Origin of the sequence: Pseudomonas sp. NBRC 111133, assembly GCF_001320605.1 — a bacterium.
Taxonomy (GTDB): Bacteria; Pseudomonadota; Gammaproteobacteria; order Pseudomonadales; family Pseudomonadaceae; genus Aquipseudomonas; species Aquipseudomonas monteilii.
The window spans coordinates 98,681-124,597 of the sequence record NZ_BCBJ01000069.1 but is presented as its reverse complement, the minus strand read 5'-3'; the positions used below and the strand labels follow the sequence as shown (position 1 = coordinate 124,597).

Below are 25,917 nucleotides of genomic sequence, written 5' to 3'. Positions count from 1 at the left end.
TCCTGCTCGATCTGGTCGCTGAACTGGCGCAGTTCGTCCAGGCTCATCTCGGCCAGGTCCTTGCCGGTGTCCACGCCATACTTCACCGCGTGGCCAACGATTTCGTGGCAGTCACGGAACGGCAGGCCACGGCGTACCAGGTAGTCAGCCAGGTCGGTGGCGGTTGAGAAACCGCGCAGGGCCGCTTCACGCATGATGGCGTGCTTGGGCTTGATCGCCGGGATCATGTCGGCGAAGGCACGCAGCGAATCGCGCAGGGTATCGGCGGCGTCGAACAGCGGCTCCTTGTCTTCCTGATTGTCCTTGTTGTAGGCCAGCGGCTGGCCTTTCATCAGAGTCAGCAGGCCGGTCAGGGCGCCGAACACGCGGCCGGTCTTGCCACGTACCAGCTCTGGCACGTCCGGGTTCTTTTTCTGCGGCATGATCGAGCTGCCGGTGCAGAAACGATCAGGCAGGTCGATGAACTGGAACTGCGCGCTGGTCCACAGCACCAGCTCTTCGGAGAAGCGCGACAGGTGCATCATCGCCACGCTGGCAGCAGCACAGAATTCGATGGCGAAGTCGCGGTCCGACACGCCGTCCAGCGAGTTGCCGGCCACGGCTTCGAAGCCCAGCAGCTTGCAGGTGAGTTCGCGGTCGATCGGGTAGGTGGTGCCCGCCAGCGCGGCGCTGCCCAGGGGCATGCGGTTGGTGCGCTTGCGGCAGTCGACCAGGCGCTCGTAGTCGCGGCTGAGCATTTCGAACCAGGCCAGCAGGTGGTGGCCGAAGGTGACCGGCTGGGCCGTCTGCAGGTGGGTGAAGCCAGGCATGATGGTTTCGGCTTCACGCTCGGCCTGCTCCAGCAGGCCCTGCTGCAGGCGGGTGATTTCGGCCAGGATCAGGTCGATTTCATCGCGCAGCCACAGGCGGATATCGGTGGCCACCTGGTCGTTGCGGCTACGGCCGGTGTGCAGCTTCTTGCCGGTGATGCCGATACGGTCGGTCAGGCGTGCTTCGATGTTCATGTGCACGTCTTCGAGGTCGACGCGCCAGTCGAAGTTGCCAGCCTCGATCTCGCCCTGGATGGTTTTCAGGCCATCGATGATGGTGTCGCGCTCGGCATCGCTGAGCACGCCGACCTGCGCCAGCATGGTGGCATGGGCGATCGAACCCATGATGTCGTGGCGGTACAGGCGCTTGTCGAAATCGACCGAGGCGGTGAAACGGGCGACGAAGGCGTCGACGGGCTCACTGAAGCGGCCGCCCCAGGACTGATTGGTCTTGTCGGTGCTCATGGATTCACTCATTGCAGGCGTGAACGAAAAAGTGGCGCCGATAATAGCAGGGTTGGGCTGGCCGCCGCAGGGCGCTGGTCGAGAGAAATGCCCGGAAAAGGGTGGTGAACGATTTTAAGGAATGAACGGCAGTGTTCCACGGACCGTCTACAGTTGGACAGAGGACTGGCAGTGAATCTGCCGGCCGAGTGAATCTTTGGCCATCGCACCGGTCTAGAGCGTGACCGCAGTGTCGCTCGAACCACACCTGTCTACGCTATACCTGTGCGAGACTCATTCAGGAATCCAGCGCAATTATGAATGTCCTGATCGTTGATGACGAACCCCAAGACCGTGAACGGCTTAGCCGGCTGCTCGGCGAACTGGAGGGTTACACCGTGCTGGAGCCTAGCGCCACCAACGGCGAGGAGGCCTTGGCGCTGATCGAAAGCCTCAAGCCCGATGTGGTCCTGCTGGACATCGGCATGCCAGGCCTGGATGGCCTGCAGGTTGCCGCACGCTTGTGCGAGCGCGAGGCGCCGCCGGCGGTGGTGTTTTGCACCGGGGATGACGAATACGGTGCCGAGGCATTCAAGGACAGTACCCTCAGCCATGTGACCAAGCCGTTCCAGGCCCAGGCGCTGCGCGATGCCTTGCGCAAGGCCGAAAAACCCAACCGCGCCCAGTTGGCGGCGCTTACCCGGCCGGCCAATGAAGGTGGCGGCCCGCGTAGCCACATCAGTGCCCGCACGCGCAAAGGTATCGAGCTGATTCCTTTGCCCCAGGTGATCTATTTCATTGCCGACCACAAATACGTGACCTTGCGCCATGAGGCCGGGGAAGTGTTGCTCGACGAGCCGCTCAAAGCCCTGGAGGATGAATTTGGCGAACGCTTCGTACGGATCCACCGCAATGCGCTGGTGGCTCGCGAACGCATCGAACGCCTGCAGCGTACTCCGCTGGGGCATTTTCAGCTGTACCTGAAAGGCCTGGACGGTGATGCCCTGACCGTCAGCCGGCGGCATGTGGCAGGCGTGCGCAAGATGATGCAAAGCCTCTGACTTCACTGGGGTTGCGCGTGTCTACAGCCGGCTGCATATTGCCTGTTGATCCACATCTGCAAGGGATACCGGCGATGCTGTTATCATCGACGGTATTTCTCTGGATCGGGGCGTTTCATGTCCACTCGCGAAATCCGCATTGCCACCCGTAAAAGTGCCTTGGCCCTGTGGCAGGCCGAATACGTCAAAGCCCGCCTCGAGCAGGCTCACCCCGGTCTGCTGGTGACCCTGGTGCCCATGGTCAGCCGTGGTGACAAGCTGCTCGATGCGCCGCTGGCCAAGATCGGCGGCAAGGGCCTGTTCGTCAAGGAACTGGAAACCGCCCTGCTGGACAACGAAGCCGACATCGCCGTGCATTCGATGAAGGACGTGCCCATGGACTTCCCCGAAGGCCTGGGCCTGTACTGCATCTGCGAGCGCGAAGACCCGCGCGATGCCTTCGTTTCCAATACCTTCGACAGCCTTGAAGCGCTGCCTGCCGGCAGCATCGTCGGCACCTCCAGCCTGCGCCGCCAGGCCCAGTTGCTGACGCGCCGCCCAGACCTGCAAATCCGCTTCCTGCGAGGCAACGTCAACACCCGCCTGGCCAAGCTGGATGCTGGCGAGTACGACGCCATCATTCTCGCTGCAGCCGGCCTGATCCGCCTGGGCTTCGAAGACCGCATCACCTCCACCATCAGCGTCGATGACAGCCTGCCGGCTGGCGGGCAGGGCGCGGTGGGCATCGAGTGCCGCAGCGCCGACGTCGAGATCCACGCGCTGCTGGCGCCACTGCACCATGCCGACACCGCCGACCGGGTAGTGGCCGAACGTGCCCTGAACAAACGCCTGAATGGCGGCTGCCAGGTGCCGATCGCCTGCTACGCGGTGCTCGAAGGCGACCAGCTGTGGCTGCGTGGCCTGGTCGGTCAGCCTAGCGGCGGTACGTTGTTGGTGGCCGATGCCCGCGCCCCTCGCTCTGGCGCTGAAATGCTCGGCGTACAGGTAGCCGAAGACCTGCTGGGCCAGGGCGCCGAGGCCATCCTCAAGGAAGTCTACGGCGAGGCCGGCCACCCGTGAGCCAATGGCGCCTGTTGCTGACCCGCTCTGCCGAGGACTGCGCAGCACTGGCGCAAAGCCTGGCGGCAGCGGGGGTGGGCAGCAGCTGCATGCCGCTGCTGGAGATAGAGCCCGTCACCGGGCAGGCCCGGCAACGCCTGTTGCTGGACGGCCTGCATGGCTTCCAGGCGATCATCGTGGTCAGCAAACCTGCCGCCCGGCTGTTGCTTGAGCAACTGGCCGAGGCCGGTTTGCAGCCGCCACGGCAAGGCTGGTTCACCGTGGGCGAGGCCACTGCCGCAGTGCTGCAGGAGAAAGGCCTGGGGGTGAGCTGCCCGCCGCGTGGCGATGACAGCGAAGCCTTGCTGGCGCTGCCGACCCTGCGCCAGGCCGTTTCCGTGCCTGCGCCGCGTGTGTTGATCGTTCGCGGCGTCGGAGGTCGCGAACTGCTGGCAGAGCGTCTTGCAGAGCAAGGTGCTAGTGTCGAATATCTGGAACTGTATCGTCGCTGCCTGCCGGCTTATCCGGCGGGCACCCTGAAGCGTCGTATCGAAGCGGAACGCCTCAATGGCCTGGTGGTCAGCAGTGGGCAGGGTTTTGAACATTTGCAGCAGCTGGCCGGCGCCGATTGGCCGCAGTTGGCACAGTTGCCGCTGTTCGTGCCCAGCCCCAGGGTCGCCGAGCAGGCCAGGGCCGCCGGGGCCCAACAGGTTGTGGATTGCCGTGGCGCCAGTGCCACGGCCTTGCTGGCAGCTGTGCAGCGCAGCGCTGCACCTGCCTCTTAAGGCGCTAAGCTGAACGCGATGCGCCCCCATGCAAAGGATGGATACGTGAGCGAGACTGTCTTGTCCAATAACGATCAGCCGTCGGCACAGGCGCCGTCGGAACCCGTCACCGCCCCACCCGCCAAGCGCTCCGGCAATGGCCTGGCAGCGCTGGCCTTGCTCCTGGGTGCAGCCGGAGTGGCGGTAGGTGGCTGGGGTGTCTGGCAGGTACGCCAACTGCAAGGCAGTGAGTTCAACCAGGGCCAGCACATCGAAGCGCTGAACCAGCGCGCCGAAGCCCTGCAACAACGCGAACAGCAAATCAGCGCGCAATTGGCCAGCCTGCCGGCTGCCAGCGAACTGGAAGACCGCCGCCGCCTGGTGGCGCAATTGCAAGGTGACCAGCAACGCCTCAGCCAGCGCCTGGAAACCGTGCTTGGCGAGAGTCGCAAGGAATGGCGCCTGGCCGAGGCCGAGCACTTGCTGCGCCTGGCCACCCTGCGCCTGTCGGCGCTACAGGACATCACCAGCGCCAAGGCCCTGGTCGAGGGCGCTGATGAAATTCTGCGCGAACAGAGCGACCCAGGTGCCTTCGCCGCCCGCGAACAACTGGCGCGCAGCCTGGCCACGCTCAACAGCACCCAGCAGCCAGACCGTACCGGCCTGTTCCTGAAGCTGGCCGCTCAGCGCGAGCTGGTGCAGCAGCTCAGTGCCCAGTCCCCCGAGTTTGCCAGCAACGCCGATGCACTCGGCGCCCTGACTGCCGACGGTGATGGTGCCAGTCGCCTGTCGCAGTGGTGGGCAGAAATATCCAAGTACTTCCAGATCGACTTCAATGCCGATGACAACGTGCGGCCGTTGCTGGCCGGGCAGCAACTGAACCAGCTGCGCCTGGCCCTGAGCCTGACCATCGAGCAGGCCCAGTGGGCCGCACTCAATGGTGATGCCAAGGTTTACACCCAGGCGCTGGACGACGCCCGTAGCGTACTGTTGGCCAACTTCAACGCCGACAACCCACAAAGCAAGGCCATGCTCGACAGCCTGAATGCCCTGGCCGATCAGCCAGTGTCGGTGGTTACCCCCGACCTCAGCGAGAGCCTGGCGGCCGTGCAGGCCTATATTCAGCGCCGCCACCTGCCGGCCGAGGCTGAAGGGGGCAAGCCATGAAGCGTGTCTACCTGTTGGCTGTGCTGGCGATTGTGGTCGCTGCGGCGTTGGGGATCGCAGTCGCCAAGCACAGCGGCTACGTGCTGATTTCCTATGGTGGCTTCCGCTATCAGTCGGGGCTGTGGGCGGCTTTGGCCGGCCTGCTGGCCGTGGTCGCACTGCTGTGGTTGTTGCGTTACCTGGTTGGCTTGGTGCTGACCTCCAGCGGCGTGGTCAACCCGTGGTCGCGGCGCAACCGTAGCCGGCGCATTCGCGTGGCCATCGAACAGGGCCAGCTGGACCTCGCCGAAGGCCGCTGGGCCAGCGCCCAGCGCCACTTGCACCGTGCCGCCGAGGCCGAGCGCCAACCGCTGCTGTATTACCTGGGTGCCGCGCGTGCTGCCAACGAGCAAGGCCGCACCGAAGACAGCGACAACCTGCTGGAGCGGGCGCTGGAGCGTCAGCCGCAAGCGGAACTGGCCATTGCCCTGACGCATGCCCAGTTGCAGATGGACCGTGGCGAAAGTGACGGGGCGCTGGAAACCCTGCTGGCCATGCAGGAGCGTCATCCGCACAACACCCAGGTGCTGCGCCTGCTGCAACGTCTGCACCTGGAACGTGGTGACTGGTCGGCCCTCATCCGCCTTTTGCCCGATCTACGCAAGGGCAAGGTACTGCCGCCCGCCGAGCTGGCTGCCCTTGAACAACGCGCCTGGGGCCAGAACCTGAGCCTGGCCACCACCCGTGGCGAAGACGCACAAAGTGCGCGTCAGGCCCTGGAGCGAGCCTGGCAGCAATTGACCGCAGCCCAGCGTCAGGAACCACAGCTGGTGCTGGCATACGCCGAGCAATTGCGCCAGGTGGGCGCGCAGAGCGAGGCCGAACAGGTGCTGCGCACTGCGCTCAAGCGTGACTACGAAAGCCACCTGGCCCGCTTGTACGGGTTGGTGCGCGGTGATGACCCGGCGCGCCAGCTGCAAACCGCCGAAGGCTGGCTCAAGGCTCATCCGCAAGACGCCAGCCTGCTGCTGACCCTGGGCCGTCTGAGCCTGCAGAACCGCCTGTGGGGCAAGGCACGTGACTATCTGGAAAGCAGCCTGCGCATGGAGCGCAACCCCGAGGCTTGTGCCGAGCTGGCCCGCCTGCTTGCTGGCCTGGGCGAGACCGAACGCAGCAACCAGCTGTTCCAGGAGGGCCTCGGCCTGCTGGACGAGCGCCTGCTGGCCCTGCCGTTGCCAGAAGGCGTACGCGCCTGACCCACCCCAAAGCCCGCGCCAAGGCGCGGGCTTTGGGGGCTGGTAATTTATCTACGCCTGCACGTTGGCGCTGCAATCCCTTTCTTCAGTCACCTCCTACCACCACTCTAGAAATTTCCTACACGATTCAGCGACTTGTCGTTGCTGTCGCGCCTTGAAACAAAGCGCGTCTTTCCTCTACCGTTTCAAGCCACTCCTTCTTCCCCGGGACCTTCACCGCCCATGCTGCCGGCCCGTTTGCGCTCCTTTTTCCTTCCTGCCTGCCTGGCCGCACTGGCGGTGCTGGCTGCGTCTTTCCAACTGGAAAACATGCCAGGGCTGGTGCCGTGCCCCTTGTGCTTCAGCCAGCGTCTGCTGCTCGCGGCGTACGCGTTGCTGTGCCTGGGGGCTGTGCTGCAGGCGCCAGGCTTGCAGGGCATCCGCCGGTACGCGCGGGCGACGCTGGGCTGCTCGCTGGCCGGTGCGTTGCTGGCGGCGCGGCATGTCTGGTTGCAGGGCGCTGGTGCGGTCATCCATGTATGTCCGGTTCCGATTGGGCGGGTGTTCGAGCAATCCTGGGGCGAGGCGGCGCGGCAACTGTTGCTGGGTGGCCCGGATTGCAACTCGCTGACTTGGAGCTTTCTCGACCTGACACTGCCCGAGTGGAGCCTGCTGGCCTTTCTGCTGCTGGCGGCGCTGCCCTTGAGTTGCCTGCTGGCTTATCGTTTCCGCACCCTGGCACGAACTTGACCTGCGCAAGGTTGCGTCATGAGTGTGACCAATGGCGATGTAACAGGGTATTAAACACTTGTATGAACTTTGTGTGCTGCGTACCTTGATGGGCAGCACGCGCGGGAATAATCTCGCAGCACGTATACCGAAAACACAACCGCTCGATGCCGTCCTGCTGATGTCACCTTTGTGCTGCGCGGTCGTGGTGCGAGGTGCAGCGGCATCTACCCAGAAGGGAAGAGATCGCCATGCTCGATAGTTGTCAGAATGCTCAGGAACGCTGGGGTGGGGTTCACAAGCTGATCGACCGTTGGCTGGAGGAGCGCCAGCAACTGGTGCAGGCTTTCCGCGACCTGCGCGATGCCAAGCCGGCCTTTGCTGACAAAGATACGCACAGTGACTTCTGTGCACTCTTGGTCGACTACGTTTCGGCGTGGCATTTCGAGGTCTGCGAACAACTGGTCAGTGAGGCCAAGGCATTCGATGACGAGAAAGCGCTGAAGCTGGCTGAAGAGATCAATCCGCGGATCAATGACATCACCCAGATTGCACTGGCCTTCAATGATCATTGCAGCAAGGGCGAGTGCAAGGACACCGAGCGCTTCGCCGAGAAGCTGGCCAAGCTGGGCGGCCTGCTGCACGAGCGCTTCGAACTCGAAGACTGCCTGATCGAAGTGCTGCACACCGCGCACAAGGAAGAGGGCGCAGTCGAGGCCTGAACGTTGGCGTCAGTCGCCAACCGCCAGCAGCTCGATCTCGAATACCAGAGGTGTATAGGGTGCGATCAGGTCACCCGCTCCTTCGGCGCCGTAGGCCTGCGCTGAAGGAATCACCAGGCGCCATTTGGCGCCAGCGTGCATCAGCGGCAAGGCCACCTGCCACCCTTCGATCACCGAATCCAGGCTGAACCACTGCGGTGTCTGGTTCTGGTCGAACACCGAGCCATCCGGCAGCCTGCCCACATAGCGAACCTGCACTTTGCCGCCTGCTTTGGGCTGTGCGCCCGTGCCTGGCTGCAGTTCACTGTACAGCACACCCTCCGGTAGTTCGTGCACACCATAACGGCCACGCTCATTGGCCATGAAGCGTGTTTCGGCTGCCCGGAGTTTCTGCGTGTCGGCATCACCTGCCTGTGCTTCATGCTGCTGGAGCACAGCCTGCATGCGTGCCTTGTCCAGCTTCAGTGGTTGGCCCTGATAGGACTGCTTCAGGCCTTCGACCAGTGCATCCAGTTGCAAGCCTGGCATCTCTTGGCGTAACCGCTCACCCAGGCTCGCGCCCAGGCTGTAGGCCAGGTCGTGCTCGTCACTGTCGGCCATGGCGATGGGGGCCAGCAGGCATAAACCTAATACAAGATATCGAGGCAACACCCTGGCTCCCAAAGATCAGCAATGATTAATTCAGCAACTACACTTTCACGCAGCTGCAAGATAACAACTTTGCCCAGGCATGCAACGCAGCGTCACTATTACGGTCAACATGCCCTAGCGGCGGTAGCAGCAGAAGCATAGTATGAGCCGCAATCTCGTCAGCCAGGAGGTAAACCATGTCGGCCAAAAAGAAGCCAGTAAGTACGCCGTTACACCTGCTCCAGCAACTTTCGGGCAGCCTGCTCGAACACTTGGAAGAGGCCTGCTCGCAAGCGCTGGCTGATGCGGAAAAACTGCTGGCCAAGTTGGAAAAGCAGCGTGGCAAAGCGCAGGAAAAACTGCACAACGGCCGCCTGAAATTGCAGGATGCCGCAAAGGCAGGTAAAGCCAAGGCGCAGACCAAAGCGCAAAAAGCCATCGGCGAACTTGAAGAACTGCTCGATTCCCTCAAGGAACGCCAAACCCAGACCCGCTCTTATATTCAGCAACTCAAGCGTGACGCTCAAGACAGCCTCAAGCTGGCCCAGGGCGTAGGCAAGGTTCGCGAGGCCGCAGCCAAAGCGCTGGATTCGCGTGCTGCCAAAACCAGCAAGCCGGCTGCTGTCAAACCTGCGGCGAAGCCAGCTGCCAAAGCGACTGCTGCTGCCAAGCCTGCGGCGAAGCCAGCCGCCAAAGCGACCGCTGCTGCCAAACCTGCGGCTAAGCCAGCTGCCAAAGCGACCGCTGCTGCCAAGCCTGCGGCGAAGCCAGCTGCCAAAGCGACCGCTGCCGCCAAGCCTGCGGCGAAGCCAGCTGCCAAAGCGACCGCTGCCGCCAAGCCTGCGGCGAAGCCAGCTGCCAAAGCGACCGCTGCCGCCAAGCCTGCGGCGAAGCCAGCTGCCAAAGCGACTGCTGCTGCCAAGCCTGCGGCGAAGCCAGCTGCCAAAGCGACTGCTGCTGCCAAGCCTGCGGCGAAGCCAGCTGCCAAAGCGACTGCTGCTGCCAAACCCGCAGCCAAGCCAGCCGCGAAACCAGCTGCCGCCAAAGCCCCGGCACGCAGGGCAGCCAAGCCAGCTGCCGCCAAACCTGTTGCCAGCAAACCAGCCGAAGCCAAACCGGCTGCGCCTGCCGCCAGTACCCCGGCTGCTGCAACCAACTCGGCCACCCCGGCTGCTTCGGTAGCATCGGCGACACCCGCCAGCACCCCGGCTCAGGCGCCGTCTTCGGCGTCCTGAAGCGTAGCCGCTGCGGCGCGCAACTGATCCAGCGCGTCGTGGCGGCGGCCAGGCTCCGGCGCCAGCCGGGCCAGCCAGTCGTCCGTGAGCCCATGCGAGTCCCTGGGCCACTGTCGCGAGCACTCCTGCAAACGCTCAAGCAAGGTCTTTTCGGCCTGCAACTCCAGCCCCTTCACTTGTTCACGTAACGCCGCCAGTTGCGCATCACCCGATGCCGCTGCTCGCCATTGTTGGCGAAGGCCGCGTAACGGGGCGACCACGTCACGCTGCCAGGCCCCGGCTATTTCGGTTAACGCCTGCACGCGCTCATCCAGCACCGCCACGCCTCGCGCTTGCAGCCAGGTTGCGCACAACAGCAGGCAGACATCGCCACCCAGTGCCTGTAGCTCAAGGCAGGCCGCTTCCGCGCCGGGCCTGACATACAGGGCCAGGGCGTGATTCCACAGGTCGGTGTGCATGGTTCCACTCGCGCTATGGGCCGAGGAAGCTGGTAGACTCCGCGACCATCATGATCAGACTATCCAACCTCACTTTACAGCGTGGTCCGCAGCGCTTGCTAGAAGGCGCCGAGATGACGCTGCACGCCGGTCACAAGGCCGGCCTGATCGGTGCCAACGGTGCCGGAAAATCCAGCCTGTTCGCCTTGCTGCGCGGTGAGCTGTCACCCGATGCCGGTGACTGCCAACTGCCCGGTGACTGGCGCATCGCCCACATGCGCCAGGAGGTCGATACCCTCGACCGCCTGGCCGTGGACTATGTGCTCGACGGCGACGTGCGCCTGCGCAAGGTCCAGGCCGAACTGGCCGCCGCCGAGCAGGCCCACGACGGCACTGCCCTGGCGCGCCTGCACAGTGAGCTGGAAAGCGCCGACGGCTATACCGCCGATGCCCGCGCGCGCAAGCTGCTGGCCGGCCTGGGCTTCACCAACGAGCAGATGGATCGCCGCGTCGGTGACTTCTCGGGTGGCTGGCGGATGCGCCTGAACCTGGCTCAGGCGCTGATGTGCCCGTCCGACCTGCTGCTGCTCGACGAGCCCACCAACCACCTCGACCTGGACGCCATCCTGTGGCTGGAAGACTGGCTCAAGGGCTACCCCGGCACGCTGTTACTGATCTCCCACGACCGCGACTTCCTCGACGCTGTGGTCGACCATGTGCTGCACGTCGAGCAGCGTAAGCTGAACCTGTACAAAGGTGGCTACACCGCCTTCGAGCGCACCCGTGCCGAGCGCCTGGCGCAGCAGCAGCAAGCCTACGAGAAGCAGCAGGCGCAGCGCGCGCACATGGAAAAATACATCGCCCGCTTCAAGGCCCAGGCCACCAAGGCTCGCCAGGCGCAAAGCCGGATCAAGGCCCTGGAGCGCATGGAAGAGCTGTCGGCGGCGCATGTGGATTCACCGTTCGACTTCGTCTTCCGCGAATCGCAGAAAATCTCCAGCCCGTTGCTGAGCCTGTCCGAAGGCCGGCTGGGGTATGGCGACAAGGCCATCCTCGACAAGGTCAAGTTGCAGCTCACCCCAGGTGCGCGTATCGGTTTGCTTGGGCCTAACGGCGCGGGCAAGTCGACGCTAATCAAGAACCTTGCGGGTGAACTGGAACCGTTGTCTGGCCGACTGGTACGGGGCGAAAACCTGGCCGTTGGCTACTTCGCCCAGCACCAGCTCGACTCGCTGGACGACAAGGCCAGCCCGCTGCTGCACCTGCAGCGCATCGCGCCCACTGAGCGTGAGCAGACCCTGCGCGACTTCCTGGGCGGTTTCGACTTCCACGGCGCTCGTTGCGACGAGCCGGTCGTGAACTTCTCTGGTGGCGAAAAGGCCCGTCTGGCGCTGGCGCTGATCGCCTGGGAACGGCCAAACCTGCTGCTGCTCGACGAACCGACCAACCACCTCGACCTGGAAATGCGCCTGGCGCTGACCATGGCCTTGCAGGAGTTTGCCGGTGCCGTGGTGGTGGTATCCCACGATCGACATTTGCTCAAGAGCACCACCGACGACTTCCTGCTGGTGGCCGATGGCAAGGTAGACGCCTTCGACGGTGACCTGGACGACTACAGCCGTTGGCTGGTCGAGTACCGCCAGCGCAGCGCGCCGGCCAGTAGCGCCCCGGTCAACCCGGACAAGACCGACAAAAAAGCCCAACGCCAGGCCGCCGCCGCTTTGCGTCAGCAGCTTGCCCCGCACAAGAAGGCCGCCGACAAGCTGGAAACCGAGCTTAACCAGGTGCATGCGCAACTGGCCGAGATCGAGACCGCACTGGGCGACGGTGGCCTCTACGAGGCCGCGCGCAAGGATGAGCTGCGTGACCTTCTGGCGCGCCAGACCAAGCTCAAACAACGCGAAGGCGAGCTGGAAGAAGCCTGGATGGAAGCGCTGGAAACGCTCGAGGGCATGCAGGCCGAGCTCGAGGCGCTGTCCTGATGGAGGAACTGCGTTCGCTGCTGCCAGGGCAATGGATGGACACCTTCTGGCTGGGCTTGCAGATTCTGTTGATCCTGGTGGCAGCCTTCGTCCTGCAGCGCATCGTCGCCCGCGGGTTGAGCCGCCTGGGTCAGCGTTACCCGCTGCCACCGGAGCTGCTGGTGCCGGTGCGGGGTGGTTTGCGCTGGCTGATCATGGGCAGCGCGCTGTTGTTCGTGCTGGAGCGACTGGGCGTTTCCGCAACGGTGCTGTGGACTGCACTGTCCGGCTTCGTCGCGGTGGCGGCAGTGGCCTTCTTCGCCATGTGGAGCGTGCTGTCCAACCTGTTGTGCGCGGTGCTGATTTTCACGGTGGGGCCGTTTCGCATCGGCGATGTGGTCGAGCTGGTCGACACCCTGGACAAGCCGGGCGTAAAAGGCCGGGTAATCGCCATCAACCTGCTGTTCACCACGCTGATGGAGCTGCCCGAGGCGGGTGGGGCGCTGGTGCAGGTGCCCAATAGCCAGTTCTTCCAGAAGTCGGTGCGGCGCTGGCGTGGGGCTGAAGTGCAGGCGATGCACAAAGATCCGACGGTCGAGGCAGATTAAACCCGAAGAATTTGCTGGTTATTTTTTCACCAACACCTTAGCTTAACGTTTTGCAACATATGTTCGAGCGAGGTGTGTGATGTCAATGGAAGTATGGTTGGGCTTCTTTGCCGCCTGTTGGGTGATCAGCCTTTCACCCGGTGCCGGGGCGATTGCCTCGATGTCCAGCGGCCTGCAATACGGCTTCTGGCGTGGTTACTGGAATGCCCTGGGCCTGCAACTGGGCCTGATCGTACAGATCGCCATCATCGCCGCCGGCGTCGGTGCCATCCTTGCCGCCTCGGCCACCGCTTTCCAGGTCATCAAATGGTTTGGCGTCGCCTACCTCGTCTACCTGGCCTACAAGCAATGGCGTGCCTTGCCGATGGACATGGCCGATGAGTCTGGCGTGCGCCCGATCGGCAAACCGCTGAGCCTGGTTTTCCGCGGTTTCCTGGTCAACGTCAGCAACCCCAAGGCACTGGTGTTCATGCTGGCGGTGCTGCCGCAGTTCCTTAACCCGCATGCGCCTTTGCTGCCACAATATGTGGCGATCACCGTGACCATGATCAGTGTGGACATGTTGGTGATGGCGGGCTACACCGGATTGGCTTCGCGGGTGTTGCGTCTGCTGCGTACGCCCAAACAGCAGAAACGCCTGAACCGTACCTTTGCCGGGTTGTTCATTGGTGCGGCCACCTTCCTGGCCACGTTGCGACGCGCACCTCTCTGATAGCCAGCTGGGGCCTTGTAGAGGCCCCCATCTCTATTTCTGCTCGTCAGCGTCAGCCTTGCGCGATCACCTGTCGTCACCTCGTTTGCCTCTATTGCACAAGTTTAGCCCTGCCTGCCGCTGCCAGGCCTAAAATTGGAGATTGGGGGGCGAAACCGGAGGTGCATCATGCGTATGGCTAAAACCCTGCAGGTACGCCTGGACAAGGCCAACTGCGATTACGACGTCATTCCCCATCCCCATTCGGCCACCAGCCTGGAGTCGGCCCGGACGGCCGGCGTGCCTGCCGAGCGGGTCGCTAAGTCGGTGATGCTCGATGACCGTCATGGCAACTACATCATGGCCGTGCTACCGGCCAACCGGCACCTGGACATGACCAAGGTGCGCATGTCCGGGGCCTGGCAACTCACCCGGGAAAGCGGCTTGCCTAGCCTGTTCAGTGACTGCGAGCGCGGCGCCGTGCCGGCCCTTGGTGATGCCTACCAGATAAAAATGCTGCTTGATTCGAGCCTTACACGTCAGGGTGATGTCTATCTCGAGGCGGGTGATCACGATCACCTGATTCACATGAGCATGGAGCAATACCTGAAGCTGGTGCCGAGCGCCGAAGTGCGTGAACTCAGCTGATGCTCTCAACCCTTGCCGGGCCGACCTCGTCGAGGACCGGCCTGGCGACAAGGAGGAACCATGGACAATCCGATTCATCCTTTCTCTGAAATTTTCAAACAGTTGGGGCTTCCTGATGATCCGGTCGAAATCGATCGCTTCATTACCACCCATTCGCCTTTGGACGAAGATGTGAAGCTGGTTGACGCACCCTTTTGGAACGATGCCCAGCGCGCCTTTCTCAAGGAAAGTTACACCGCCGACGCCGACTGGATTCCCATGATCGATCAACTGAATGAGGCGCTGCATCCGCAGAAAAAATAAAGCGCCGAGCGGCACCTGACGAGTGATTGGCCGTTGCTATGCTCAGGAAAACAATAAGGGGATAGCGCGATGAAAGATCCCTACGCACCAGGCTTCTGGTGCTCCGTGACGATCCTGGGCACCCTGACGGCCAGTTACTTCTACGGCATCAGGCAGACGCAGCAGATGAACCAGGCAGTGCATTTCCTGTATGCAGCTGCCGCAGTCACTGTGGCGTTTGCGCTGGTGGCGCTGACCTGGATTGCCTGGCAGCAGTTGCACCTGAACAAGCGGGAAGTGATTCAGGGGCGAACGTTGCTGACCATCTGGAACACCAAAGTGGCGCTACGCCGCGTCGAAACAGTATTCGACCGCTACTTCTGGGGCAGTTACTGGCATTCGGGGCGTACGTTCGAAGAGGTCATGGGCGAGCTCAAGGGCACGCCGCTGGAGCAGAGCCTGGATGCGCTGAAGCGCCAGTGCCGGGTGCTCGATCGTGAAGTCCATGACCATCATCACCACTGGCTGGCCAATGCCCGCGACCTGTCGAGCGTGGCCCAAGCCATGGCCCGCGAACGCTACCAGCTTGACCTGGGCGAACCTACGCACAGCGGCCACGGCAATACCGCAGTACTGAACCGTGACCTGGAAGTGCTGGTGTATACCTGGTCGGCGCGTCTGCGCAGCTTCGACCATCAGTTGGACGAGCTGGAGCGCGCCTACCATTGAGAGGCGTCATTCACCGCGAATGTACTGCTCCAGTTGCAGGATCAGGCTGGCCTGTTCGGCGATGGTTTCCTTGACCAGGTCACCGATCGACAGCAGGCCCAGCAACTCGCCATTGCTGACCACCGGCAGGTGGCGCAGGTGGCGGTTGGTCATCAGGTTCATGCAGTACTCAAGGTTCTGTTTCGGTTCCACGGTAACCACCGGAGCGCTCATGATTTCGCGCACAGGGGTGGCGGCGGACGAGCGGCCCTTCAGCACCAGTTTGCGTGCATAGTCCCGTTCACTGACGATGCCCACCACCTGGCTGCCCTCGACCACGGGCAGCGCACCGACGTTTTTCTCCGCCAGCATTTTCAGGGCGTCGAGCACCGAGTCATCCGGGCCGATGGTGTACACGGTCTGGTGCTGGGACTTGGTCTTGAGGATTTGTTCGACGGTCTTCATACGGGCCTCTGGGGGTGAAAAAAGCGCTGTCTCGGAGTAACTAAAGCATCCGGCACGGCGCTCTGCACGGCAATGCAGGAAACGGCATGGAGTCGATTGAAAAACGTCATGAGCGATTGCCTGTTCCGGCCTCTTCGCGGCTGAAGCCGCTCCCACAGGAACTACACCGCCTTCGAAATCTGGGCGATCCCTGTGGGAGCGGGTTTACCCGCGAAGAGGCCAGTACAGCCAATCAAAGCTTCGGCATCTGCCCGAGCCGCGCCACCATCTCGCTCACGATCTGCAGGTCCAGCATGAACTGCTCCACCGTCTTGAACTCGTTATCGTTGTGCCCGGTGTACTTCACATCCGGCATGGCCAGGCCGAACTGCACGCCGTTGGGCAGGTCATGCACCGAAGTTGCGCCGGCCGAGGTGCCAAACTCATGCTTCATGCCCAGGTTCTCGGTGGCCACCGCGAGCAGGGCCTTGACCCATTCGCCCTCGGGGTTGCGGTACATCGGCTCGTCCAGGCTGTAGTCGAAGGCTACCGAGGTGTGGCTTTGGCGGGTCCACTTGCCCAGTTTGTCAGCCAGTTCGTCCTTGATCGTGGCGATCGGCTTGCCCTTCGGAATACGCAGGTTCACCGCCAGTTTCAGGCTTTTGTCATCCACCCCGACAAACGTCAGCGAGGCAGTCAGCGGGCCCATGAATGCGTCCTTGAACGCCACGCCGAGTTTGTTGCCCAGGTAGTCCAGGCCCCAGTTGTCGGCGGCGTAGCGGGCGGCGTCGGTGAAGTGGTTGTGCTTGAGCGGAACCTGCTTGCCCACGCCGTTGATGAAGTCGAGCATGCGGGCAACCGGGTTCACCCCGGACTCCGGCTCCGAAGAGTGGGCGGAAACACCGGTCACCGTGAGCAGCACGTTCTTGCCCTCAGCTTTGGCGTCGATGCTGAAGTCGCCGCCATGCTGCTTCACGTACTTGGCACCGGCTTGCTGCAACTGTTTGGCCAACTGCGTCGGGTTGTCTGAAACCAGGGTCGCTACCGAGGTGGTCGGGATCTGGTTGGTGGCCAGGCCGCCAGTCAGGTTGACGATTTCTGCGCCCTTGCCAGTGCCCGCCCGCTTGCTGAAGCTGGCCATGACCGTGCCGTAGCCTTTCTCGGCGATCACCACCGGGTAGCCGCCGTCGAGGGCCAGGTTGTAGTCGGGCGTGGGGTTGCGCTCGAAGTAGTAGGGGATGGCGTCACCGCTGGTTTCTTCGGTGGTGTCGATCAGCAGTTTGAACTGCCGGGCCAGCGGCAGGTTTTCGTCCTTGGCCACTTTCAGCGCGTACATCGCCACCACGATGCCGTTTTTGTCGTCTTCGGTACCACGGCCGTACATGCGGTCGCCAACCAGGGTGACCTTGAACGGGTCCAGGCGTGTGCCGTCGGCCAGCTTCCAGTTGTCCGAGTTGACCGGCACCACATCGGCATGGGCATGGATGCCGATTACTTCCTTGCCGCTGCCGAGCGAAATCTCGTACACGCGGTTGTCGATGTTGCGGAAGGCCAGGCCAAAGCTGTCGGCCAGGGCCTTGATCTTGTCGGCAATCTTGAGGAACTCGGGGTTCTGGTACTGCGGCGTACCCTCCACATTGAAGGTGGGGATGGCCACCAGCTCGCGCAGGGTTTCGGTGGCGGCCTTGCCATACTTGATGCGGGTATACAGGCCAAGCAGGCGGTTGATCTCGTCTTGCTGCTCGGCGGCCAGTGGCTTGCCGGCCAGGTAGGCGTCGAGGGTAGCTTCAAGGTTGTCGGCCTTGGCCAGGTCACTGCCTTTGAGCTTGCCGAGGAACTGCTTGAAATCGCTTGGGTTGCTGCCGTCGAAGGTTTTGACGATGGCAGCGGACTGCTGCTGTGTGAGGTTGGCTTGGGCCGGCTGGGTGAACAGGCCGATGCTGGCCAGCAGCAGGGTGGTGGCGGTGAGTTTTTTCAGGTGCATGGTTGCGTGCATTCCTTCGCCAATCATTGTTGTGGGTTACCCGTTCAAAAAACGGGAAGACGCCCACGCTAACACCAATGACCTATGGCACGGGAGTGCCAGAAACGCGACATTTCGCACAAACGAAAAAGCCCCGGGCTCAGGCCCAGGGCTTTTTTGATATGGCGCACTCGGCGGGATTCGAACCCACGACCCCTGCCTTCGGAGGGCAATGCGGTACAGGAATCTTGGTTGGTGGCAAGTCCTGTTAAGTGCCTCTAAGTGCCGTGTGGCAAGGCTTCCGACCTATAACCTAATCGACAGTCTATGACTCTTGGGAGCACTTAAGGGCTGTCACCTTGGGCACAAAAACGAAATTCTAAACTTCGATCTTTGACCACTAACCAGATCTATCGCATGGTCAGCCGTTCAGCTTGGAATACGATGGTTTGGAAATAAGATACGACCTCATGATCGCCCGGCTCAGGCTTCAAACCACGAGATCTTTCTCAAGCAGAGCGCGGCTCAGCTGAAATCTGATCATGCCAAATATTTCGGTCTCGCGTTCGAAGGCAAGCTCACAAGCGAGGAGCTTTTCCTCGCCTGATGACTCTGCCCTCGCATGGGCCAAGGCCGTGCAACATGTGCCGAGATTAGTACCGTAGCTAGCTCACTCGTCCTTGGCGTTTACATCGGCAGAGACTTTGCCAAACGACTCCCAATGGCCAACCAGCTCATCCACGCGATCAGGAATGCGCGGTGACTTACTGAGCACCAGACAGCGGGTTGTACCCACGTACTCCTCAAGGAGGTAGAGCGTGTCCCCAACGTCGACGCCCATCTCCTGCAGAACTTCGTCGGGTAGGCGAATAGCACCGTCGCCGTCCCAGTCCTCAATCACTACATGATTCCGCATCTCGACCTCAGGCAGCGGCTGAATGAAGTGTCCGCAGGGGGAGGCAACGGCGAGCCGATGCCAACGAAGTCCCGCGGCGCAGGTCGACAGAATAGCAAAAAGCTCTCGGGCTCAGAGCGTTGTAACGACGCCCCCCTCACCTCAGCCGCAGCTTCTGACATTTGAACTCGCTCCGGGCCTGCCAGGCACCATCGCCCTTAATGGGCAGAAAGTCCCGCAATACCACCGGAGAAATTCACTATCCCCATGCCGCACCCAGCTAATCCACCAGCAGCTCACTGATAGGTCATCGAGACTTCGCTCTATAGCCACCGTGGCTGCGCTGGCTTGCCGCAGGATGCCAGTGGCAGTCCCGCAAAAACCACTGAGCTGCCACATACTCTCACAGGGATCTCTTCGCCGAACTAGCCAAATACACCCTCGTGACGACAGATCCCTCCGCCAAATCGCCAATATCCAGCGTGCGCCCCCGGAATAAATCGTTAAACCTCGACTGGCCTGGCCTTTCACTCACTATTTCGTATGACGCAGCTCCTGCGAACCATTAAACGAAGCCCACCCGCCAGGACAAATACGTATCATGAGGCAGCGGGTTAGCTTGGTAAGCTCGCTCTCAGACAACCTTTGTCAATGTGGCCGTCATGGAAGAAAGCGCGCAACAGCGTTCAGAACGCTATGTATCCGCCCGCAGCCAGCACCCAGCATGGCTTTTGCTCGCCTCGCGGCGTGCTCCGCTCGTATTGGGCTGCCTGCGCACGCTATTCGAGCGGGCGCATGATGGGATCCCCATGGAGGATGCGCTGCAAGCGCTGTCCGAAATGCTGGCTGCTTATGCCAGCCAGGAGCTTTACGAAATCGACCCAGATGCAACGCATCTCCAAGCAGGTCGTGAACTTCGTGAATGGATCAAGCGGCGCCTCGTCGTAGAGCGAGAGGGCCGTATCTATGCAACCGACGCGCTGGAGTCAGCCATCCAGTTCGTAGATTCGCTGGATAGTCGGATCATGACTTCCACAGCATCTCGCCTTTCGGTGGTTCAGCGCGAGATCGAAAACCTGGAAACGGGTCTGAACCCCAGCCCAACTGGCCGTATTGCCAGCCTGCGCCGCCGAATCCAGGATTTGGAGCACGAGCTAGCGCAGGTAGAAGCTGGCAACGTCATCGTGCTTGATGAAGCGCAGGCGATAGAGGGCATACGCGAGGTATATAACCTGGCCACCAGCCTACGCGCGGACTTTCGACGAGTTGAAGACTCTTGGCGCGAGGCGGATCGCGCCCTTCGACACTCGATCATCAGCGAGCAGTCTCACCGTGGAGAAATCGTCGATCGGTTGTTGGACGGGCAAGATGCTCTACTCAACACCCCCGAGGGGCGTGTCTTCGAAAGCTTCCAGCAGCAACTGAGGCAGTCCGCTGAGCTGGAAACCATGCGTGAGCGTTTGCGCACCATCCTTCGTCATCCAGCGGTTCCAAAGGCACTGAATCGTCCCCAGCAACGTGAGCTACGTTGGCTGGCGTTACGCCTGGTTCGGGAGTCGCAGGCTGTGCTCCAAGCGCGCGCCCGAAGCGAGCGCGATGTTCGTGGCTTCATGAAGACGGGGCTGGCCGCCGAGCATCATCGCGTCGGACAGTTACTCAACGATCTCTTCAATCTAGCGCTCAGAGTCGACTGGCAACGCCAGTCAGAACGCCGTAAGCCTGCATGTTTACCACCAGTTGGCGTAGCCATTACCGGTATCCCGGCAATCGAGCGTCTCCGCTTCAAGACCCTGGATGACGATGATACGGGCGAGCTGGATCTGAGTTTGAAGCCTGCGGGGTTGGAGCAGATTGATGATGACTTCTGGGATGCCTTCGACGGGCTGGATCGTGAAGCGCTGATTCAGGACACCCTAGCTGTGCTGGCGGAGCAGGGGCGCCCTGTCAGTCTCGGGGAGCTTGCGTCTTTGCTTCCACCTGCTCACGACCTAGAAACCTTTGCGCTCTGGTTGGCGATGGCACGCGAGGCAGGTATTGAGGTGCTGAAAGAGGAGCGTCAGCTCGTGGAGCTAGTTGACGAGGATGAGCAACGCTGGCGCTTCAATCTGCCTTATGTCGGACTCGACCACGAGGCACTCAAGGACATCGATTGGGAGTTGTGAGCATGGCAGGGATTTTCGATCGAATAGCAGGCGCCTCTGGCACCGACGAAACGGAGCTGACGGTGGAGCCCATAACGTTGGATGACGGCATGGATGATGAACAGCCTCTTATGAGCGCCGCTGTTCAGGTCGATGAGCGCCGGACGCCGCAACGGGTACGTGAGGCCGTACAGGAAATGCTCAAGTACGGGCTGCTGGAAGAAAGTCACAAGCCCAATCTGTATCGCTCGGCGCTTGCCAATATCGAGGCGGTCGACACAATCCTGGAACCCCTCGACCTGGCCATGGGGGTCGACGAGGTTCGCGGGCTGGTGTTCGTCACCGTTCGTCAGGGCGAGGTGGCCGAGCAGGATGACTGGTCGCACCCCCTTGTGCGCAGGCAAAGGCTGAACCTGGAGCAGTCCCTGCTGATCGCCATTCTGCGCCAGCATTTCATCGCCTACGAACAGGAAAGCGGTACGGGCGCCACTCAGGCACTGGTAGCTGTTGATGAGCTGATTCCGCAATTGCAGGTTTACCTGGGCGAGCTGGGCAGTGAGGCGAAGGAGCGCAATCGCGTCATCACGCTGCTGGATCAGCTCAAGGGGCATGGTTTGGTGTCGGCTCTGGACGCCCATGACCGCGTCATCATCCGCCCCATCATTACCCACTTGGCCAACCCGGAGAACCTGCAGGCACTGGTGGTTTGGCTGCGCGAGCAGGTGGAGGGCGCGACTACCCCGGCTGCCGCTGCTGAGGAGGACGAGGCGTGAAGCAAGCACTGCTCTGGCGTGACAGCGAGACCCTCATTCTCAGCAGCATCGAACTCTATAACTGGGGCGGCTTTCAGGGATATCACCGTGCCGAGATCGATCCCTCAGGCACCGCCGTGATCGGCCCAACGGGTAGCGGTAAAACGACGCTGGTGGATGCTCTGATGACCTTGCTGTGCGCCAACCCGCGCTACAACCTGGCTTCCACAGGTGGGCATGAAAGCGACCGTGATCTGGTGTCCTATGTGCGCGGGGTTACCGGCCCTGGAGACGGAGGTGTAGAGCAATCTCATATCGCGCGCCAGGGTAAGACGGTCACCGCCATTGCCGCCACGCTCGAGCGTGACGGTGCGCAGGTGCGACTGGGCGCTGTACTCTGGTTCGAGGGCACCAGCTCCTCGGCGTCCGATCTGAAAAAACTGTGGCTGTTAAGCGAGTCCCCCGAGCAGACGCTGGAGCATTGGCTCAGCCAACATCACGCAGGCGGCATGCGGGCGCTGCGTCAGATGGAGAAGGATGGCACGGGTATCTGGCCGTATCCCAGTAAAAAAGCCTTCCTGGCCAGGCTCAGGGATTACTTCGAGGTGGGTGAAAACGCCTTCACCTTGCTCAACCGCGCTGCCGGCCTGAAGCAGCTCAACAGCATCGATGAGATCTTTCGCGAGTTGGTACTGGATGACCGCTCCGCCTTCGTGCGGGCTGCCGAAGTCGCCAGCAGCTTCGATGATCTGACCGATATTCACCGAGAACTGGAAACTGCTAGAAAACAGCAGCGCTCATTGCTGCCGGTCGCCGATGGCTGGGAGCGTTACCGAGTCTTGCAAGCCCAGTTGCAGGACAAACAGGCGCTCGAAGGCATTCTTCCGGTCTGGTTCGCCGAGCAGGGTTATCGCCTGTGGTTGGCCGAAACCAACAGGCTGGAGACGGCGTACAAACAGGCCGAACTGGATCAGGCGCAATGCAGGGGGCAGCTTGAAACCCAGAAGGGCGTGGTCGATCAACATCGTCAGCGCTACCTACGTGTAGGGGGCGCAGGGATAGATCAACTACGCGGGCGCATTGCGGATTGTGCCAGGGAGCGTGATAAGCGACGCCTGAAAGCCGAGCAGTACCAACGCTTGGTCAAGGGGCTTGGACTCGCGGATGAGTTATCGGCTGCTGCACTCGAGGAAAATCAGCAGCAGATCGCGGCACGCCTGGAAATACTGGGCGAGCATATTACCGAGGCACGGCAAAAGGCGTTCGATGCCGGCATCGTCCAGAAAGAACTCGATGGCCGCCTGCAGAGCTTGCAGCAGGAGCGTGCCGAGGTCGAACGACGGCCAGGCTCGAACCTGCCTGGGCATTTTCATGCTTTTCGAGGGGAGCTGGCGCAGACGCTTGGCGTCGATGAATCGGCCCTGCCTTTCGTTGCCGAGCTGGTGCAGGTCAAGCCCGAGGAGCTGGCCTGGAGGGGGGCCATCGAGCGGGCAATCGGCAGCCACCGCCTGCGTATCCTGGTGCCGCAGGGTGCGTCCGAGGCTGCACTGCGTTGGGTGAACCAACGACACAACCGCTTGCATGTGCGCTTGTTGGAGGTCAAGGAACCGTCGTCGCGCCCTGTGTTCTTCGACGATGGTTATACCCGCAAGCTGACCTTCAAGGAGCATCCGTACCGCGAAGCGATAAAGGCGCTACTGGCGGACAATGACCGACATTGCGTGGAGAGCACGGAGCAATTGCGTCATACCCCGCACGCCATGACGGCTCAGGGGCTGATGTCGGGTAAAGAACGCTTCTTCGACAAACAGGATCAGAAGCGCCTCGATGAGGACTGGCTGACCGGCTTCGATAACCGCGACCGTCTTGCCTTCCTGGCCGAGCAGATTGGCGAGGTCAATGAACTGCTCGCGCCTGCCAGGCTGGCCTTGGACGCTGCCCGGGGCGATGCCCGCAAGTTGGAGGATCAAGCTTCGCTGCTGCAGCGCGTCGAAGAACTGCAGTTCGAGGAGATTGATTTGCCGGGCGCCGAGCGTCAGCTTGCGTCGCTGCATGCTCAGCTCGAAACCCTGACGCGTCCCGACACCGACCTTGCCATGATCAAGGCTGAGTTGGATGAAGCTGAGGCGCTGTTCGACGCCCTGGATCGACAGAGGCAACAACTCATCGAGCAGTGCGGTCAGTTGAAACTTCAGTTCGAGCAGGCTGCATCCGCTACCCGTAAGGCCTATCGTGGTGCCGAAAAAGGGCTGAACGATACGCAGCGTGAACTAGCGCAAACGCATTTCCCGACCCTGACGGCAGATGACCTTGGCGATATTGTCGAGCTGGAGCGCCAGCATACGCGTGAGCTGCAAGGGCAGCTCAAAGCGCTCGGCGATAAACTCGGCGATCAGAAAACAGAGCTTGCCAAACGTATGTCTGACGCTCTGAAGGTGGACACCGGAGCGCTTGCGGAGGTCGGGCGAGAACTGGTGGACGTACCCAGGTATCTGGAGCGTCTTCGCGTGCTGACCGAGGAAGCCCTGCCCGAGAAACTCAAGCGCTTCCTGGAATACCTCAATCGTTCCTCGGATGACGGCGTCACCCAGTTGCTCAGCTATATCGACCATGAAGTCTCGGTGATCGAGGAGCGCCTGGATGACCTGAATAGCACGATGCAGCGTGTCGACTTTCAGCCCGGACGCTATCTGCGCCTGGTGGCGAAGAAGGTTATCCATGAAAGCCTGCGCACCTTGCAACAGGCTCAGCGCCAACTGAACTCGGCGCGCTTCATCGATGATGAAGGCGAGAGTCACTACAAGGCATTGCAGGCGCTCGTTGGGCTGCTCAAAGATGCCTGCGAGCACAGCAGGAATCAGGGCGCCAAAGCGCTTCTGGATCCGCGCTTCCGCCTGGAGTTCGCGGTCTCAGTGATCGATCGAGAAAGCAAGAGTGTCATCGAAACCCGAACAGGCTCTCAGGGCGGTAGTGGTGGTGAGAAGGAGATCATCGCCTCCTATGTGCTGACCGCATCACTCAGCTATGCGCTTTGTCCCGACGGCAGCAGCCGGCCGTTGTTCGGCACCATCGTTCTCGACGAGGCGTTCTCGCGCAGCTCCCATGCGGTTGCCGGTCGGATCATTGCAGCGTTGAGAGAGTTCGGCCTGCACGCTGTCTTCATCACGCCCAACAAGGAAATGCGCCTGCTGCGCCACCATACGCGTTCGGCAGTCGTCGTTCATCGGCGCGGCGTGGAATCCAGTCTGGTTTCCCTGAGCTGGGAAGCTTTGGATGAGCATCATCAACAGCGCATCAAGGCCATGCATGAAGTCGCCCACTGACATCAGTCGCAGCCTGGCCAGACAATGGCAGCGCTCCAGCGTACGCTTGGAACGCTTGCTCAATCCCGCTAGCTGGCCGCAAAGCCTCAACATCGGCAAGCCTTCGGCACGTCTATTCACTGACAACATCCAGGCGGTACTCCGGCATGTGGAGAACTGGCGGAGCGTGAACGTGGGTACAGTCGACTGGGAGCCCGTCAGCTACCGAGCAGGGCTGTCCCCCATTTCCTTACCGATGCGCTGGCACTTGCGTAGCCCTTCCGAATGGATTGCCGCGACCAATGATCCAGCGGTCAGCCAGGAATACGCTCAACTCGAGTATCTGGTTGAGCAGGTAGACAGTGCCTTTCATGCGCTGCTGGTAGCACAACGGAGCTTGTGGTTGACGAAGCCGTCCGAAGAAGTCGTCGCCACGGCGCGACTCGCCACCCGGTTGTCGCCAGGCTGTGCCCGAGGCCGTCCGCTGCGCCTGCTTGCCGAGCACGGCGTCGACACCAAGTTTTTCGAGCGCAACGCCAGTTTGCTGACCTGGCTCCTCGACGAGCGCTTCGGAGGCGCGGCATCCGAGCAAGGCCTGACGACTTTTCTGGATGCCTTTGAAGAAAGCAGCCACTGGGTTCTGGTCGTTCCCCTTCAGCCTGAACTGTTGCCCTTCAAGCGGCTCAGACTCACCACTGCGGAACTGGCCGAAACCCCACTTCCCGGTTCGCGATTGCTCGTGGTGGAAAATGAGCAATGCATTCACTTGCTGCCTGAGAACTTACCGGACACCCTGGCTGTGCTGGGCTCAGGACTCGATTTGCAGTGGCTAGCGTCCGCGCACCTGGCCGGTAAACATATCGCTTACTGGGGCGATATGGATACTTGGGGCTTGCTTATGTTGGCGCGAGCGAGACTTCATCAACCTACGGTCGAAGCACTATTGATGGAACGGGAGCTGTTCGAGCAACACTCACCGGTGAGCGCAGTCCTCGAGCCGACCAAAGCTCTGGATTCGGCCCCACCTGGTTTGCTGGCTGACGAAGCGGACTTCTATCGGTATCTGCTGGTGCAAGAACGAGGACGTCTTGAGCAGGAGTACCTGCCAAAGGAACAAGTTGAGCGCGCTATCGAGCAGTGGGCTCGAAAGATCCCTGTATAGAGCGGCTGGCGGTGGGCTCAATAGCCCTGTAATCCTTAGACCGCCTACCCTTAAACCACAATCTTCAGATATTCCTTCTCTGAAATTGCCAACGTTGATCGCTTTAGGCG

General features: G+C 61.6%; 24 protein-coding genes. 18 read left to right on the top strand and 6 right to left on the bottom strand.

Annotation, left to right across the window (positions count from 1 at the left end; all coding sequences use genetic code 11):
* The coding region (gene argH, locus APH36_RS16330) for an argininosuccinate lyase (protein ID WP_060499469.1) at positions 1-1,274 on the bottom strand (1,274 nt) is incomplete at its 3' end.
* 296 nt (positions 1,275-1,570) lie between these two features.
* Between argH and APH36_RS16325 the strand changes: the two genes are divergently transcribed.
* From APH36_RS16325 to APH36_RS16295, 7 genes are all read left to right on the top strand, one after another.
* Complete coding sequence (locus APH36_RS16325; RefSeq protein WP_060499468.1) at positions 1,571-2,314, top strand: LytTR family DNA-binding domain-containing protein; 744 nt, start codon at positions 1,571-1,573, stop codon at positions 2,312-2,314.
* A gap of 117 nt (positions 2,315-2,431) precedes the next feature.
* Positions 2,432-3,373 (top strand): hydroxymethylbilane synthase, encoded by a 942-nt coding sequence (hemC, locus tag APH36_RS16320; protein ID WP_060499467.1) that lies wholly within the window; start codon positions 2,432-2,434, stop codon positions 3,371-3,373.
* A complete protein-coding gene (locus APH36_RS32720; RefSeq protein ID WP_060499466.1) occupies positions 3,370-4,137 on the top strand; it encodes a uroporphyrinogen-III synthase in 768 nt (255 codons plus the stop codon). The genes hemC and APH36_RS32720 overlap by 4 nt, the downstream gene beginning before the upstream one ends.
* Positions 4,138-4,182: 45 nt before the next feature.
* A complete protein-coding gene (locus APH36_RS32715) occupies positions 4,183-5,283 on the top strand; it encodes a uroporphyrinogen-III C-methyltransferase (protein ID WP_060499465.1) in 1,101 nt (366 codons plus the stop codon).
* On the top strand, positions 5,280-6,518 hold the full coding sequence (locus APH36_RS16305; protein WP_016714408.1) for a heme biosynthesis protein HemY: 1,239 nt from the start codon (positions 5,280-5,282) through the stop codon (positions 6,516-6,518). The genes APH36_RS32715 and APH36_RS16305 overlap by 4 nt, the downstream gene beginning before the upstream one ends.
* A gap of 222 nt (positions 6,519-6,740) precedes the next feature.
* Complete coding sequence (locus tag APH36_RS16300; RefSeq protein WP_060499464.1) at positions 6,741-7,247, top strand: disulfide bond formation protein B; 507 nt, start codon at positions 6,741-6,743, stop codon at positions 7,245-7,247.
* Positions 7,248-7,477: 230 nt separating this feature from the next.
* The gene (locus tag APH36_RS16295) at positions 7,478-7,948 is read left to right on the top strand and encodes an Rsd/AlgQ family anti-sigma factor (protein WP_060499463.1); all 471 of its coding nucleotides are present in this window, start codon (positions 7,478-7,480) and stop codon (positions 7,946-7,948) included.
* Between the two features lie 9 nt (positions 7,949-7,957).
* Here APH36_RS16295 and APH36_RS16290 read toward each other — a convergent pair whose 3' ends face one another.
* The gene (locus tag APH36_RS16290) at positions 7,958-8,596 is read right to left on the bottom strand and encodes an FKBP-type peptidyl-prolyl cis-trans isomerase (RefSeq protein WP_060499471.1); all 639 of its coding nucleotides are present in this window, start codon (positions 8,594-8,596) and stop codon (positions 7,958-7,960) included.
* 179 nt (positions 8,597-8,775) lie between these two features.
* Between APH36_RS16290 and APH36_RS16285 the strand changes: the two genes are divergently transcribed.
* A complete protein-coding gene (locus APH36_RS16285; protein ID WP_060499462.1) occupies positions 8,776-9,813 on the top strand; it encodes an AlgP family protein in 1,038 nt (345 codons plus the stop codon).
* Here APH36_RS16285 and APH36_RS16280 read toward each other — a convergent pair.
* Positions 9,789-10,271, bottom strand: coding sequence for a TIGR02444 family protein (locus APH36_RS16280; RefSeq protein ID WP_060499461.1), 483 nt, complete (start codon positions 10,269-10,271; stop codon positions 9,789-9,791). The two genes, APH36_RS16285 and APH36_RS16280, sit on opposite strands and share 25 nt — an antisense overlap.
* Positions 10,272-10,321: 50 nt before the next feature.
* On the opposite strand from APH36_RS16280, the gene APH36_RS16275 reads away from it, so the two are divergent.
* From APH36_RS16275 to APH36_RS16250, 6 genes are all read left to right on the top strand, one after another.
* Entirely contained in the window at positions 10,322-12,232 is a 1,911-nt protein-coding gene (locus APH36_RS16275) for an ATP-binding cassette domain-containing protein (RefSeq protein ID WP_028699562.1), read from the top strand.
* Entirely contained in the window at positions 12,232-12,819 is a 588-nt protein-coding gene (locus tag APH36_RS16270; RefSeq protein WP_060499459.1) for a mechanosensitive ion channel family protein, read from the top strand. The genes APH36_RS16275 and APH36_RS16270 overlap by 1 nt, the downstream gene beginning before the upstream one ends.
* 79 nt (positions 12,820-12,898) lie before the next feature.
* Positions 12,899-13,531: a LysE family transporter gene (locus APH36_RS16265; protein ID WP_060499458.1), complete on the top strand. Its 633-nt coding sequence runs from the start codon at positions 12,899-12,901 to the stop codon at positions 13,529-13,531.
* Between the two features lie 168 nt (positions 13,532-13,699).
* Entirely contained in the window at positions 13,700-14,158 is a 459-nt protein-coding gene (locus APH36_RS16260) for an aminoacyl-tRNA deacylase (RefSeq protein ID WP_060499456.1), read from the top strand.
* Between the two features lie 60 nt (positions 14,159-14,218).
* Positions 14,219-14,461: a DUF2789 domain-containing protein gene (locus APH36_RS16255; RefSeq protein ID WP_025754993.1), complete on the top strand. Its 243-nt coding sequence runs from the start codon at positions 14,219-14,221 to the stop codon at positions 14,459-14,461.
* A gap of 69 nt (positions 14,462-14,530) precedes the next feature.
* Positions 14,531-15,169, top strand: coding sequence for a hypothetical protein (locus APH36_RS16250; protein WP_060499454.1), 639 nt, complete (start codon positions 14,531-14,533; stop codon positions 15,167-15,169).
* A gap of 6 nt (positions 15,170-15,175) precedes the next feature.
* Here the strand turns inward: APH36_RS16250 and APH36_RS16245 are convergent, their stop codons facing one another.
* The 3 genes from APH36_RS16245 to APH36_RS16230 form a co-directional block, all read right to left on the bottom strand.
* The gene (locus APH36_RS16245; protein ID WP_060499452.1) at positions 15,176-15,613 is read right to left on the bottom strand and encodes a CBS domain-containing protein; all 438 of its coding nucleotides are present in this window, start codon (positions 15,611-15,613) and stop codon (positions 15,176-15,178) included.
* Positions 15,614-15,845: 232 nt separating this feature from the next.
* On the bottom strand, positions 15,846-17,576 hold the full coding sequence (locus APH36_RS16240; RefSeq protein WP_060499451.1) for a dipeptidase: 1,731 nt from the start codon (positions 17,574-17,576) through the stop codon (positions 15,846-15,848).
* A 649-nt stretch (positions 17,577-18,225) separates the two neighbouring features.
* Positions 18,226-18,471, bottom strand: coding sequence for an AbrB/MazE/SpoVT family DNA-binding domain-containing protein (locus APH36_RS16230; protein ID WP_054881267.1), 246 nt, complete (start codon positions 18,469-18,471; stop codon positions 18,226-18,228).
* A 641-nt stretch (positions 18,472-19,112) separates the two neighbouring features.
* Here APH36_RS16230 and APH36_RS16225 point away from each other — a divergent pair.
* From APH36_RS16225 to APH36_RS16210, 4 genes are read left to right on the top strand one after another with little or no spacing between them, the layout of a single operon-like run.
* Positions 19,113-20,612: a DUF3375 domain-containing protein gene (locus APH36_RS16225; protein WP_082422837.1), complete on the top strand. Its 1,500-nt coding sequence runs from the start codon at positions 19,113-19,115 to the stop codon at positions 20,610-20,612.
* Between the two features lie 2 nt (positions 20,613-20,614).
* Positions 20,615-21,364, top strand: coding sequence for a DUF4194 domain-containing protein (locus APH36_RS16220; RefSeq protein ID WP_177333899.1), 750 nt, complete (start codon positions 20,615-20,617; stop codon positions 21,362-21,364).
* The gene (locus APH36_RS16215) at positions 21,361-24,666 is read left to right on the top strand and encodes an ATP-binding protein (protein WP_082422838.1); all 3,306 of its coding nucleotides are present in this window, start codon (positions 21,361-21,363) and stop codon (positions 24,664-24,666) included. Before APH36_RS16220 ends, APH36_RS16215 begins: the two co-directional genes overlap by 4 nt.
* Positions 24,617-25,807, top strand: coding sequence for a Wadjet anti-phage system protein JetD domain-containing protein (locus APH36_RS16210; RefSeq protein ID WP_223656450.1), 1,191 nt, complete (start codon positions 24,617-24,619; stop codon positions 25,805-25,807). The genes APH36_RS16215 and APH36_RS16210 overlap by 50 nt, the downstream gene beginning before the upstream one ends.
* Positions 25,808-25,917: the final 110 nt, after the last annotated feature.